The sequence below is a fragment of the Paraburkholderia translucens genome, from assembly GCF_020881035.1.
In the GTDB taxonomy this organism is placed as follows: Bacteria; Pseudomonadota; Gammaproteobacteria; order Burkholderiales; family Burkholderiaceae; genus Paraburkholderia; species Paraburkholderia translucens.
On record NZ_JAJITC010000008.1, the window covers coordinates 39478 to 52049 of the forward strand.

General features: G+C 62.3%; 12 protein-coding genes and 1 tRNA gene. 6 read left to right on the top strand and 7 right to left on the bottom strand.

Features of this window, described 5'->3' with window-relative positions; genetic code table 11:
- Positions 1–143: 143 nt before the first annotated feature.
- From LJ655_RS16265 to LJ655_RS16275, 3 genes are all read right to left on the bottom strand, one after another.
- Positions 144–1442: an HlyC/CorC family transporter gene (locus tag LJ655_RS16265; RefSeq protein ID WP_230562279.1), complete on the bottom strand. Its 1299-nt coding sequence runs from the start codon at positions 1440–1442 to the stop codon at positions 144–146.
- Positions 1443–1682: 240 nt separating this feature from the next.
- Positions 1683–1759 (bottom strand) — tRNA-Pro (locus LJ655_RS16270).
- Positions 1760–1808: 49 nt separating this feature from the next.
- On the bottom strand, positions 1809–2801 hold the full coding sequence (locus LJ655_RS16275; RefSeq protein ID WP_230562280.1) for a polyprenyl synthetase family protein: 993 nt from the start codon (positions 2799–2801) through the stop codon (positions 1809–1811).
- Positions 2802–3088: 287 nt separating this feature from the next.
- On the opposite strand from LJ655_RS16275, the gene rplU reads away from it, so the two are divergent.
- The 4 genes from rplU to proB all read left to right on the top strand — a co-directional run bounded on the left by rplU (position 3089) and on the right by proB (position 6230).
- Entirely contained in the window at positions 3089–3400 is a 312-nt protein-coding gene (gene rplU, locus LJ655_RS16280; protein ID WP_007180329.1) for a 50S ribosomal protein L21, read from the top strand.
- Between the two features lie 25 nt (positions 3401–3425).
- Entirely contained in the window at positions 3426–3686 is a 261-nt protein-coding gene (gene rpmA / locus LJ655_RS16285) for a 50S ribosomal protein L27 (protein WP_008923994.1), read from the top strand.
- A 236-nt stretch (positions 3687–3922) separates the two neighbouring features.
- Positions 3923–5044, top strand: coding sequence for an Obg family GTPase CgtA (gene cgtA / locus LJ655_RS16290; RefSeq protein ID WP_230562281.1), 1122 nt, complete (start codon positions 3923–3925; stop codon positions 5042–5044).
- A gap of 67 nt (positions 5045–5111) precedes the next feature.
- On the top strand, positions 5112–6230 hold the full coding sequence (gene proB, locus LJ655_RS16295; RefSeq protein WP_230562282.1) for a glutamate 5-kinase: 1119 nt from the start codon (positions 5112–5114) through the stop codon (positions 6228–6230).
- 131 nt (positions 6231–6361) lie between these two features.
- Here the strand turns inward: proB and LJ655_RS16300 are convergent, their stop codons facing one another.
- Both LJ655_RS16300 and LJ655_RS16305 read right to left on the bottom strand, forming a co-directional pair.
- Entirely contained in the window at positions 6362–6919 is a 558-nt protein-coding gene (locus LJ655_RS16300; protein WP_230562283.1) for a CNP1-like family protein, read from the bottom strand.
- 76 nt (positions 6920–6995) lie between these two features.
- Positions 6996–7754 (bottom strand): RNA pyrophosphohydrolase, encoded by a 759-nt coding sequence (locus LJ655_RS16305; RefSeq protein ID WP_230562284.1) that lies wholly within the window; start codon positions 7752–7754, stop codon positions 6996–6998.
- A gap of 302 nt (positions 7755–8056) precedes the next feature.
- On the opposite strand from LJ655_RS16305, the gene LJ655_RS16310 reads away from it, so the two are divergent.
- Together LJ655_RS16310 and LJ655_RS16315 are read left to right on the top strand one after the other, a co-directional pair.
- A complete protein-coding gene (locus LJ655_RS16310; RefSeq protein ID WP_230562285.1) occupies positions 8057–9793 on the top strand; it encodes a proline--tRNA ligase in 1737 nt (578 codons plus the stop codon).
- Between the two features lie 12 nt (positions 9794–9805).
- Positions 9806–10405: a MarC family protein gene (locus LJ655_RS16315; RefSeq protein ID WP_230562286.1), complete on the top strand. Its 600-nt coding sequence runs from the start codon at positions 9806–9808 to the stop codon at positions 10403–10405.
- Between the two features lie 98 nt (positions 10406–10503).
- On the opposite strand, the gene LJ655_RS16320 is transcribed toward LJ655_RS16315, so the two are convergent.
- Together LJ655_RS16320 and ffh are read right to left on the bottom strand one after the other, a co-directional pair.
- Complete coding sequence (locus tag LJ655_RS16320; RefSeq protein ID WP_230562287.1) at positions 10504–11055, bottom strand: hypoxanthine-guanine phosphoribosyltransferase; 552 nt, start codon at positions 11053–11055, stop codon at positions 10504–10506.
- 134 nt (positions 11056–11189) lie between these two features.
- Positions 11190–12557 (bottom strand): signal recognition particle protein, encoded by a 1368-nt coding sequence (gene ffh / locus LJ655_RS16325; RefSeq protein WP_230562288.1) that lies wholly within the window; start codon positions 12555–12557, stop codon positions 11190–11192.
- Between the last annotated feature and the right edge of the window lie 15 nt (positions 12558–12572).

Below are 12572 nucleotides of genomic sequence, written 5' to 3' on the forward strand. Positions count from 1 at the left end.
GACCGGTGATGAGCCGCCTGTAGAACATGACGGCTTCATCTTCCGGTTGTGGGCGTCCGAATGCCACTCGGCCATTCGGCTAATGGCGCGCATTGCGCGCCTGTGCGATGCTGACCTTGAACCGGCGAGCAACGGTGCAGAGTTCAGCCGGACCGCGTTCTACCGGCCTTCGTGCGTGACGGCGGCTTGAACAGCTTGACGGTGCGGATCGCCTGATCGTCGCTGCGCATCACCTCGACCTTGATGTCGCCGATGCGCACGCAAACGTCGCCGTCGGGGATATCTTCGAGGATTTCGAGAATCAGGCCGTTGAGCGTTTTGGGACCGTCGGTCGGCAGCTCGAGTTGCAGCCAACGGTTCAGCTCGCGCAACGGCATGCTGCCCGCAACGATGCATTCGCCCGCCTCGTTCCAGCCGCCGCGCGAACTGGCGCCACGCGGAATCGATGTGGTGAATTCGCCGATCAGCTCCTCGATGATGTCTTCGGGCGTCAGGAGGCCCTGCAGTTCGCCGTATTCGTCGACGACGAGCGCGATGCGCTGCCGGCTTTCCTGAAAGTACTGCAGCTGCTGGAATACCGGCGTGCCGCTCGGAACGAAGTACGGCTCGGCGAGCAGATCGCGCAAGGTATCGCGCTCGAGTTCCTGATTGTGCAGCGCCGACAGCGTCTTGCGCACGTGCAGCACACCGAGTACGCGATCGATGTCGCCCTGGTAGACGACAAGCTTGTTGTGATAGCAGGTCTCCAGCTGATGCAGGATCTGCTCGAACGGTGCGTCGAAGTCGAGCGCCTCGATGCGGCGGCGCGGGATCATCACGTCGTCGACCGAGATGTTTTCGAGGTCGAACAGGTTCAGCAGGATGCTGCGGTGCTTGGTCGGCATGAAGCTTCCCGACTCGAGCACGATGGTGCGCAATTCTTCGGTGGACAGCCGTTGCTCGCGCGCGCCCTTCGTATTGATGTGCAGCACGCGCAGGATGCCGGTTGCGAACAGGTTGACGAACCAGATCAGCGGCCTCGCGACGCGCATCAGCGGTGCGATCAGGAGGCTCGCGGGTAGCGCTATTTTTTCTGGAAACGTCGCGCCGACGATCTTTGGCGTGATTTCCGCGAACACGATGATCAGGAACGCGACGATTCCAGTTGCAATCGACAGCGCGAGGCTATTGCGGCCGAACGTATGCAACGCGACGGACGTGGTCATTACCGGAATGATCGTGTTGAACAGGTTATTGCCGATCAGGATCACGCTCAGCAACTGATCTGTCTTCGCAAGCAGGCCCTGGGTCGTTTTCGCTCCGAGCGTGTTCTTGCTGGCGAGATGTTTGAGGCGATGACGGTTGAGCGCCATCATCGCTGTCTCGGAAATGGAAAAAAAAGCGGAGCAGACGAGCAGCAGAAAGACCGCGCCTATCTGCGCCCATAAGGGAAGTTGTTCCACGCGTCGTGAAAAAAAGGGGAAAGGGATGGAGAGAATATAGCAGAGGGGGCTGCGCGTTCCGCCCTGGACGGTGGCGGCCGCGAGAACGACGACGACAACGCGGCAACCTACGCGCTTGCCGGACGACCGGGACGGGAAAAGAGCAGCGAAGCTCGAGGGCAGCGTAAAATCACCGCGCAAAACAAAAAACCGCCGAGCAAGCTGCGGCGGTTCTTGAACCTTGATCTAACAAGGGAAATCTGGTCGGGGTGAGAGGATTCGAACCTCCGGCCTCTACGTCCCGAACGTAGCGCTCTACCAGGCTAAGCTACACCCCGATTGGGTACTGCTGACTCGACTCAGACTAATTGGTCGTTTCAGTCTCGTTCAAGACTGTCTCGCCGTCGAGTAAGAACATAATTCTAGCAGGCTCTCTTTGAAAATGGAATGGGGAAACGAAGAAATTGCTGCCGCGGCTGCCTGAGCCTCCTGTTTCGCACACTCGAGCGTGTGATCGAGTGCACCGGAGCGCGTGATCGCCTCGAAAATCGTATCGAAACGGTCGGTGCCGCCTTGTTCGATCGCTTCGCGCGCCAGCGCGGACTGCTGGGGCGTGCCGCGTTCGATCAGATAGATGAGCGGCAGCGTCGGCTTGCCTTCGCGCAGATCGTCACCGGCGTTCTTGCCCATCGACTCGGCCGTACCGGTGTAGTCGAGCCAGTCGTCCATGATCTGAAACGCGGTGCCGATGCGGCGGCCGTATTCGGCGGCGGCGGCTTCCGTTTTCGCGTCTGCGCCAGCCAGCACTGCGCCGAGCTGGGCGGCTGCCTCGAACAGCTTGGCGGTCTTGTAGCGGATCACTTGCATGTACCGGGCTTCGTCGACGTCCGCATCGTGCATGTTCAGCAACTGCAGCACTTCACCTTCGGAGATGATGTTGGTCGCTTCCGAAAGAATCTCCATCACGCGCATTTTTCCCACGCCGACCATCATCTGAAACGAGCGCGAGTAAAGGAAATCGCCGACCAGCACGCTCGCGGCGTTGCCGAACAGGGCATTGGCGGTCTGGCGGCCACGTCGCAGGTCGGACTCGTCGACCACGTCGTCATGCAGCAGCGTGGCAGTGTGGATGAATTCGACGACCGCGGCCAACTCGTGCCGATGCCCTGTCGTATCGCCCAGCGCGCCAGCTACGAGCAAAAGCAGCGCGGGTCGCAGTCGCTTGCCGCCAGCACTGATGATGTACTCGGAGATCTGGTTGATCAGCATCACGTCCGACGCGAGACGTTGCCGGATGACGCGATTGACCTGCTGCATGTCTTCGGCGATCGGAGCAAGCAGGCTGGCGACGTTGGGGGAAGTGGTGGCGGTCGACGACATGATGGCTGAATTGGGTAGTGCCGCGAATTATAAGGCGATCGAGGCGCTTCAGGGTCGTCGGTAGCGGCAGGGATGCGTTCCGTATTGTGTTAGGGCTGCGGGCCAAGGCCGTGCGCGCGCCGCCTCCGAGCGCTAACTACCGCCCGCGAGGGACCGTGAAAGGAAGGGGAAGTCTGGGCGGTAGTGATTTGCCAGCCCCAAGTTTTGACCGAGCAGCTAACTCTATGTATAATCGAGAGTTTCCGCGCGCGGTGCGTGGGAAAAATGAATACAGAGTGAGGTTCTCAATGTACGCGGTCATAAAAACCGGTGGCAAGCAGTACAAGGTTGCCGTCGGCGAAAAACTTAAAGTAGAACAGATACCGGCAGACATTGACGCTGAAATCACGCTCGACCAGGTTCTCGCAGTGGGCGAAGGTGAATCGATTAAGTTCGGTACGCCGCTGGTCAGTGGGGCTTCCGTCAAGGCTACCGTCGTGTCGCAAGGTCGTCACGCCAAAGTGACCATCTTCAAGATGCGTCGCCGGAAGCACTACCAGAAGCATGGCGGCCACCGCCAGAACTATACCGAACTGCGCATCGACGCGATCAACGCGTAAGCGCACCGGTTAAGGAGCAAATCAAATGGCACACAAAAAGGCAGGCGGATCGTCCCGGAACGGCCGCGACTCCGAATCGAAGCGCCTCGGCGTTAAGGTTTACGGCGGCCAGGCTATCAACGCTGGTGGCATCATCGTGCGTCAGCGCGGTACGCGCATGCACGCAGGCGAGAACGTCGGCATGGGTAAGGATCACACCCTGTTCGCGCTGAAGGACGGCCACGTCCAGTTCTCGACGAAGGGCGCGGCGAAGAAGCACACCGTTTCCGTCGTCCCGGCGGCCTGAGTTTAGTCAGGCACGGGCTTCAGGACCGGAAAAAGGCCCCGCGAAGTTCGCGGGGCCTTTTTTATTGCGGCGCATCTCTAGCATCGCGCCTAAGCCGCGCAGCCGACCGCTCCTCATCGGCGAATATGCCGTTCGGTCGATTGATCAACGCGCGGCGCGCGCGGCAAAATAGCAGAATCCAATCAGTATCAACCCCTGCATCGAATCGGGCAGTGCACCACGGGACGGAGTAACGCATGAAGTTCATTGACGAAGCGAGGATTGAAGTCATCGCCGGCGACGGAGGGGATGGCAGCGCGTCGATGCGCCGCGAGAAATTCGTTCCGTTCGGCGGCCCGGATGGCGGCGACGGCGGCCGGGGCGGCAGCGTGATTGCAATCGCAGATCGCAATATCAACACGCTGATCGACTACCGCTACGCGAAAAAACATCAGGCGCGCAACGGCGAAAACGGCCGCGGCTCGGACTGCTACGGCAAAGGCGGCGACGACATTACGCTGCGCATGCCAGTCGGCACCACGATCACGGACATGGAAACCGGCGAGCTGATCGCCGATCTGACCGAGCACAACCAGAGCGTGCAAATCGCCCAAGGCGGCGCCGGCGGTCTTGGCAACCTGCATTTCAAGTCCAGCACGAACCGCGCGCCGCGTCAGAAGACCGACGGCAAGCCAGGCGAGCGCCGCATGGTGCGCCTCGAGCTGAAAGTGCTGGCCGACGTGGGTTTGCTCGGCATGCCGAATGCGGGCAAGTCGACGTTTATCTCGTCGGTGTCGAACGCGAAGCCGAAAATCGCCGATTACCCGTTCACGACGCTCGCGCCGAATCTTGGCGTGGTGCGCGTCGGGCCGAGCCGCAGCTTCGTAATCGCTGACATTCCGGGGCTGATCGAAGGCGCGGCGGAAGGCGCCGGCCTCGGCCATCAGTTCCTTCGTCACCTGCAGCGCACCGGCCTGCTGCTGCACATCGTCGACATCGCACCGTTCGACGAATCGATCGATCCGGTTGCGGAAGCGAAGGCCATCGTCAACGAGTTGCGCAAGTACGACGAACAGCTTTATCAGAAGCCGCGCTGGCTTGTGCTGAACAAATTGGACATGGTCCCCGAGGACGATCGCGAAGCGCGCGTGGCGGCGTTCCTCGAAAGTTTCGGCTGGGACGGTCCGGTGTTCGAGATCTCGGCGCTGACCGGCCAGGGTTGTGAAAATCTTTGCTACGCGGTGTTCGACTACCTCGCCGAGCATTCCGACGCGCAGCGTGCGGCCGAAGCCGAAGATCTTGCCTCCGACGTGCGTTTTCGCGAGGGTACGCAGGTATCGGCCGCGACCGGCGGAGCCAGCACCGATCCGCAGGAATAACAACTCGAGCACCGGCGCCAGCGGCGTGCCGGCATGCATCACGCGTCATCTTGGGAGTCAGCGCACAATGCGTTCCGTCATCGCAGATTCACGGCGATTGGTCGTCAAAGTCGGTTCGAGCCTCGTCACGAACGACGGGCGCGGCCTCGATCATGCGGCGATCGGCCGCTGGGCCGCGCAGATTGCCGCGCTGCGCGCGCACGGCAAGGAAGTGGTCCTGGTGAGCTCGGGCGCGATCGCCGAGGGCATGCAGCGGCTCGGCTGGACGAAGCGCCCGCGCGAAATCGATGAATTGCAGGCGGCCGCGGCGGTTGGTCAGATGGGCCTCGCGCAGGTGTACGAAAGCCGTTTCGCCGAGCATTCGATTCAGACCGCTCAGATCCTGCTCACGCACGCCGACCTCGCCGACCGTGAGCGCTATCTGAATGCGCGCTCCACGATGCTCACGCTGCTGCGGCTCGGTGTCGTGCCGATCATCAACGAGAACGACACGGTGGTCACCGACGAAATCAAGTTCGGCGACAACGACACGCTCGGTGCGCTCGTCGCGAATCTGATCGAGGGCGACGCCCTGATCATTCTGACCGACCAGCAAGGCCTCTTTACCGCCGATCCGCGCAAGGACAGGAACGCGACGCTCGTTCAGCAGGCCGACGCCGGCGCGGCGGAACTCGAGGCGATGGCCGGTGGCGCGGGCTCGAGCCTCGGCCGCGGCGGCATGCTGACAAAGATCCTCGCCGCGAAGCGCGCGGCTCATAGCGGCGCCGATACAGTGATCGCGAGCGGACGCGAGGCGGACGTGCTCCTGCGGCTCGCGGCAGGCGAGGCGATTGGCACGCAACTGATCGCGCGCACCGCGCGCATGGCGGCGCGCAAGCAATGGATGGCCGATCACCTGCAGGTGCGTGGCCACGTCGTGATCGACGACGGCGCGGTCGAAAAGCTGACCGCCGGCGGCAAGAGCCTGCTCCCAATTGGCATCGTCGGCGTGCAGGGTGCGTTTGCTCGCGGCGAGGTGATCGCTTGCCTAAGCACGTCGGGGCGTGAGGTCGCGCGTGGTTTGACGAACTACAGCAGCGCGGAAGCCAAGCTGATCCAGCGACGTCCCAGCGGCGAGATCGAGTCGGTGCTCGGCTACATGCTCGAGCCCGAGTTGATTCATCGCGACAATCTCGTGCTGCTTTGATCTACCAGGTGGCGCGCGCATTGCGCTCATAACAGGTCGATAAAAAGCCGTTCCAGCGGTGGCTGGAACGGCTTCTTATCGTCATGAACGAGCAGCATGCCTGAACCAGGCGCGCTACTGCGCGAACGGCTTCAGTGAATCTGCGACGTCTGAGTGCGCTTGTAGCGGATGTTCTCGACGATGCGCTGCGCGCTGCCGGTAGGGATCTTGCTTGTACACATATAGTCCTGATACAGCGCGGCCTGGTACGCGTTCAGCGCGCCGTCTTCGATGCGCGAAAATTGGGTGGCGACCGTCGTGTCCCATCCGTCGTGATCGGCGTTCAGAGCCGCGTACTGACGCCACTCATACGTGTCGCAGCGAATGCCCTCGTAGTTGACGTTGCGCGCGCCGCTCGGGCTCGTGACGACTACCGTGTAACGTACGACGCCGTCGTCGCCAACGCTGACTGACTTGGGGTCGATCGCGAAATGCAGCGGCGTGTTGCCGGAGACCTCGAACGGCAGCAGGTTCGCATCGGTGGGCAGCGGCGGCAGCGTGTCGACCTTGTTCTCAACCCAGTTGCTCTTGCGATCCAGCAGATACACGAACGCGCTGTCGTCCTTGTTGGTCGGTTTGCCGGCGCTCGAACAGCCTGCCAGCAGGGCGCCGGTGGCGACACATGCCACGGCGAGTGCAAATGCTTTCAATATGATTCCTTCGAAAGACGGACGCGGCCCGAAGGCCGCGCCAGAGAGAGACGGCGTGAGCCACCGCCTTGAATGGTTAATCGCCCATGTCTCGCCGGACTAACGGGGCGACGGTCTCGTCGGCTTCGGCTGTTTCGCGCTCATGCCCCGGTCGCATGGTTGCATCCAATGAGCCGGGACCGCAATCCGGCGCGACCAGGACGTGCGCCGATGTCTCGACGCTGACCGAACTCACGGTAGTAACAGTAGTAACGGTCGTAACCACCGTGCTTACCGTGGAATCCGGCGGGCTTTGCATCGACGACGCTATCCGGGGATAACGCGACCCATGATGCCCGCCAGGTCTATCCGCACGCGGCGCAGGCCGACGCATGAAACGGGACAACTCCGTCAGCGCCAACTGATACACATCCCGCTTGAACTCGATCACACAGTCGAGCGGCACCCAGTACTCGTTCCAACGCCACGCATCGAACTCAGGGTGGTCGGTGGCGCGCAAACAGATGTCGCAGTCGCGTCCCACCATCCGGAGCAAAAACCAGATTTGTTTCTGGCCGCGGTAGTGACCGCGTACTTCGCGCTTGATGAACTTGTCAGGCACCTCGTAACGCAACCAGTCGCGCGTGCGACCGATAACCTTGACGTGCTCAGGAAGCAGTCCGGTCTCTTCGTGTAACTCCCGATACATCGCTTGCACGGGGGTTTCACCATATTTGATGCCCCCTTGCGGAAACTGCCAGGAATGTTCACGGAGCCGTTTGCCCCAAAACACCTCGTTGTGCGCGTTCAAGAGGATGATGCCGACGTTCGGGCGAAAGCCTTCACGATCCAGCATACAACCACCTTCGAATCCTTTAAAATTGCTTTGATTATAAACAGATAACGGACCCTACGCACCGAATCGCATAAGAATGGAGCGATTCGCCGCAACAGGCCGGTGTTTGCGGTAGCCTGTCGGTTTTCCGTGCCCTATTCCTTCGAGAGAGGCTTCGCGCGGCGGTTTCGGCGCCGGGCAGGGGCTGCGTGCCGCCAATCGGGTGAACCGTGTCGGCTTAGCCGCGGATCCGTGTCGATTTTCCCAATGTTTTCACCTTTTCTGGCGGTCCCACCGGAAGCCGCCGCTTTTGGACACCTTGAATGAAAGCCTCCCGTTTCTTTATCGGCACCCTCAAAGAAGCGCCCGCCGACGCCGAAATCATCAGCCACAAGCTCATGGTGCGCGCGGGCATGATCCGTCGCGTCGCGGGCGGTATCTATAACTATCTGCCGATCGGCCTACGTTCGATCCGCAAGGTGGAAGCGATCGTGCGCGAGGAAATGAACCGGGCAGGCGGGATCGAACTGCTGATGCCGGCCGTGCAGCCGGCCGAGCTATGGCAGGAATCGGGCCGCTGGGAGAAATATGGTCCGGAGCTGCTGCGCTTCAAGGACCGCAAGCAGGCCGACTTCGTGATGGGCCCGACGCACGAGGAAGTCGTCACCGACATCGCGCGCAACCAGATCAAGAGCTATCGCCAGCTGCCGGTCAACTTCTATCAGATCCAGACGAAGTTCCGCGACGAGATCCGTCCGCGTTTCGGCGTGATGCGCGGCCGCGAATTCATCATGAAAGACGCGTACTCGTTCGACAAGGACGTGGAAGGTCTGCGCGAGTCGTATCGCAAGATGTACGACGCGTACGTGCGCATTTTCACGCGCCTCGGCCTCGAGTTTCGCGCGGTGGCGGCGGACAACGGTTCGATTGGCGGCAGCGGCTCGCATGAATTCCACGTGATCGCCGACACGGGCGAAGACGCGATCGCCTATTGCCCGACTTCCGATTTCGCCGCGAACGTCGAGGCCGCCGACGCCTTGCCGCTGATCGCGCAACGCGCCGCGGCCGCCGAGGACATGAAGAAGACCGCGACGCCGGGCAAGGCGAAGTGCGAGGCCGTCGCCGAGTTGCTTAACATTCCGCTCGAGCGCACGATCAAGTCGGTCGTTCTCGCCACCGAAAACGAAGGTGCCGAACCGACCATCTGGCTGCTGATGCTGCGCGGCGACCACGATCTGAACGAGATCAAGGTCGGCAAGCTGCCGGGTCTCGCCGACTTCCGCATGGCGACCGAAGCCGAGATCATCGAGACTTTCGGCACGCCGCCGGGCTATCTCGGTCCGATCAACACGAAGAAGCCGGTCAAGGTGATCGCGGACAGCACGGTCGCGAACATGAGCGACTTCGTGGTCGGCGCGAACGAGGTCGACTATCACATCACTGGTGTGAACTGGGGCCGCGACCTGCCCGAGCCGGTCGTTGCCGACATCCGCAACGTGAAGAAGGGAGATCCGTCGCCGGACGGCAAGGGCGTGCTCGACATCTGCCGCGGGATCGAAGTGGGCCACGTGTTCCAGCTCGGCACGAAGTACTCCGAAGCGATGAACGCGACCTGCCTCGACGAAACCGGCAAGCCGCGGCCGATGGAAATGGGCTGCTACGGTATCGGGGTCACGCGTATTCTCGGCGCCGCGATCGAACAGAATTTCGACGGCAAGGGCATCATCTGGCCGGAGTCGATCGCTCCGTTCGAAGTCGTGCTGTGTCCGATGGGCTACGACCGCAGCGACGCCGTGCGTGAGCAGGCCGACAAGCTGTATGCGGCACTCGTCGCGGCCGGCATCGACGTGATCCTCGACGATCGCGGCGAGCGTCCGGGCGTGATGTTTGCCGACTGGGAGCTGATCGGCGTGCCGCATCGACTGGTGATCGGCGAGCGCGGTCTCAAGGACGGCAAGATCGAGTATCAGGGTCGTCGCGACACCGAGGCGACGCTGCTGCCGGTCGAAGATGCAGCGCAAACCGTAATCGACAAAGTGCGCGCGGCACTCGCGAGCTAAGCGGAGCGGGCAGTGGAGTACACCTTCCTGTCCGCGACCGTGCTGCTGATCCTGATCACCGATCCGCTCGGCAACATCCCGATCTTCATCAGCTGTCTGCGGGGTGTGGCGGCAGAGCGTCGCACGGTCGTGATCCTGCGCGAGGTCGCGATCGCATTTGCGATCCTGCTGGTGTTCATGGTGCTCGGGCAGGGCTTTCTGCGCATGATGAGCCTGAGCGACCAGTCGTTGCGGATCGGCGGTGGCATCGTGCTGTTCCTGATCGCGCTGCGCATGGTGTTTCCGCATCCGGATGGCCCGTTCGGTGGCGATGCGAGCGGCGGCGAGCCGTTGATCGTGCCGCTCGCGATTCCGGCGCTGGCGGGTCCGTCGGCGTTGGCGACGGTCATGCTGCTGACGTCGCAGGCGCCGGCCAAAATGTACGAGTGGGTCGGCGCGCTGACCGTCACGATGATCATCTGCGCGATCGTGCTGATGCTCGCCGAGCGTATTCAGGGGTGGCTCGGCGAACGGGTGATGACGGCGTTCGAGCGGTTGATGGGGCTCGTACTCGTCGCGATTTCGGTCGAGATGATCCTCGGCGGCATTCGCTCATTCGTGCACAAGCTGTGAAGCGGGAGCGGGAGTCCGCGTGCGAGTAGCCGCCGTCGCAGCCATAAAAAAGCAGCCATTCAGGCTGCTTTTTTTTCGTCCGTATGCGGATGCCCCGTTCACGCCCCCTCGGTCAACGCCCGAATGGTCGGCAGGTTGCGCCAATACCCCTTCGCGTCCATCCCGCAGCCGAACACATAGCGGTCCGGCACCTCGAACCCGCAGTAATCGGGGTGCAGCGGCTTTGCCTTCGGAATGATCTTTTCGCAGAGCACCGCGGACAAGAAGCGCTTCGCGCCCATCGCGAGGATGCGGTCGCGGATCGCGGCCATCGTCTCTCCCTCGTCGAGGATGTCGTCGAGCACGAGCACCACGCGATCCTTCACCGACTCGGCAGGGGCGACGCGCCATTGCATCTCGTTGCTGCCCTTGGTTGTATTGCGGTAGCGCGTCAGATGGATGTAGTCGAACTCGAGCGGAAAATCGAGGTGCGGCAGCAGCATGCCCGTAAACACCGCTGCGCCGCCCATCACCGACAGCACAAGCGGGAAGTCCTCGCTCATCTCGTCGCGGATGGCGGCCGCCATGCGGACGATCGACGCCTTGACGTCCGAGGCCGAAACGATCTCTTCGGAGTGTTGAAAAATATGGAGGGCTTCTTCGCGGTTCATGACGTCTGACGGACGATAACTGTATACATATAGGTGGGAACATCCCGAGGGGCGTTCCCGCGAGGGACGACGCGATGCGCTACAGAATAAACCCGCACGCCGCCGAAGTCAGTCGCGCGCCGTTCTCATCAAGCTTAGCGCATGCCGGGCATCATGCCCTTCATGCCGCGCATCATCTTCTGCAGGTTGCCGCCCTTGAGCTTCTTCATCATCGTGCGCATCTGTTCGTACTGGTTCAGCATGCGGTTGACCTCCTGCACCTGCACGCCCGCGCCAGCGGCGATGCGGCGCTTGCGGGTCGCCTTGATCAGTTCGGGCTTGGCGCGCTCGGCCGGCGTCATCGAGTTGATGATGCCCTCCATGCGGCGCATCTGCTTCTCGGCCTGGCCCATGTCGGCGCCGGCCGCGGCCTGCTGGAACTGCGCGGGCAGCTTGTCCATCAGCGACGACAGGCCGCCCATGCCCTTCATCTGCGTGAGCTGCGCGCGGAAATCGTTGAGGTCGAAGTCGCCGCCTTTCTTGACCTTGTCGGCGAGCTTTTGCGCGGCCTGCACGTCGACGCCGCGCTGCGCTTCCTCGACGAGCGCGAGAATGTCGCCCATGCCGAGAATCCGGCTCGCCATGCGGTCCGGGTGGAACACTTCGAGGCCGTCGAGCTTTTCGGCGACACCAACGAACTTGACCGGCTTGCCGGTCACGTGACGCACCGACAGCGCCGCGCCACCGCGGGAATCACCGTCGAGCTTGGTGAGCACGACGCCGGTGAGCGGCAGCGCGTCGCTGAACGCCTTCGCGGTGTTGACCGCGTCCTGGCCCAGCATCGCGTCGACGACGAACAGCGTTTCCGCGGGCTTCAGCTCGGCGTGCAGCGCCGTGATTTCCTGCATCATCGCTTCGTCGATACCGAGGCGGCCGGCCGTGTCGACGAGCAACACGTCATGGTAATGACGCTTGGCCCAGTCGAGCGCGGCGCGCGCGATGTCGACCGGTTTCTGGTTCGGTTCGGACGGGAAGAAGTCCGCGCCGACCTGCTCCGTCACCGTTTTCAACTGCGCGATTGCGGCGGGACGATAGACGTCGCACGAAACGGTCAGCACCTTCTTCTTGTACTTCTCGCGCAGCAATTTCGCGAGCTTGCCGACCGTGGTCGTCTTACCGGCGCCTTGCAGACCCGCCATCAGGATGATCGCGGGCGGCGTGACCGCGAGATTGAGCTCGGAGGCCTTGCCTTCGTAATCGCCGCCGATCACCGCGGTCAGCTCGCGCTGCACGACGCCGACGAGCGCTTGGCCCGGCGACAGGCTGGCGAGTACCTCTTCGCCGAGCGCCTTCTCCTTGACCTTGGCGATGAACTCGCGCACGACGGGCAGCGCCACGTCGGCCTCGAGCAGTGCGAGACGCACCTCGCGCAGCATTTCCTGGGTGTTCGCCTCGGTGAGCCGGGCTTCGCCGCGCAGCGTCTTGACGACGCGCGCCATCCGTTGAGTCAGATTGTCGAGCATGGGGAGCGATGAACG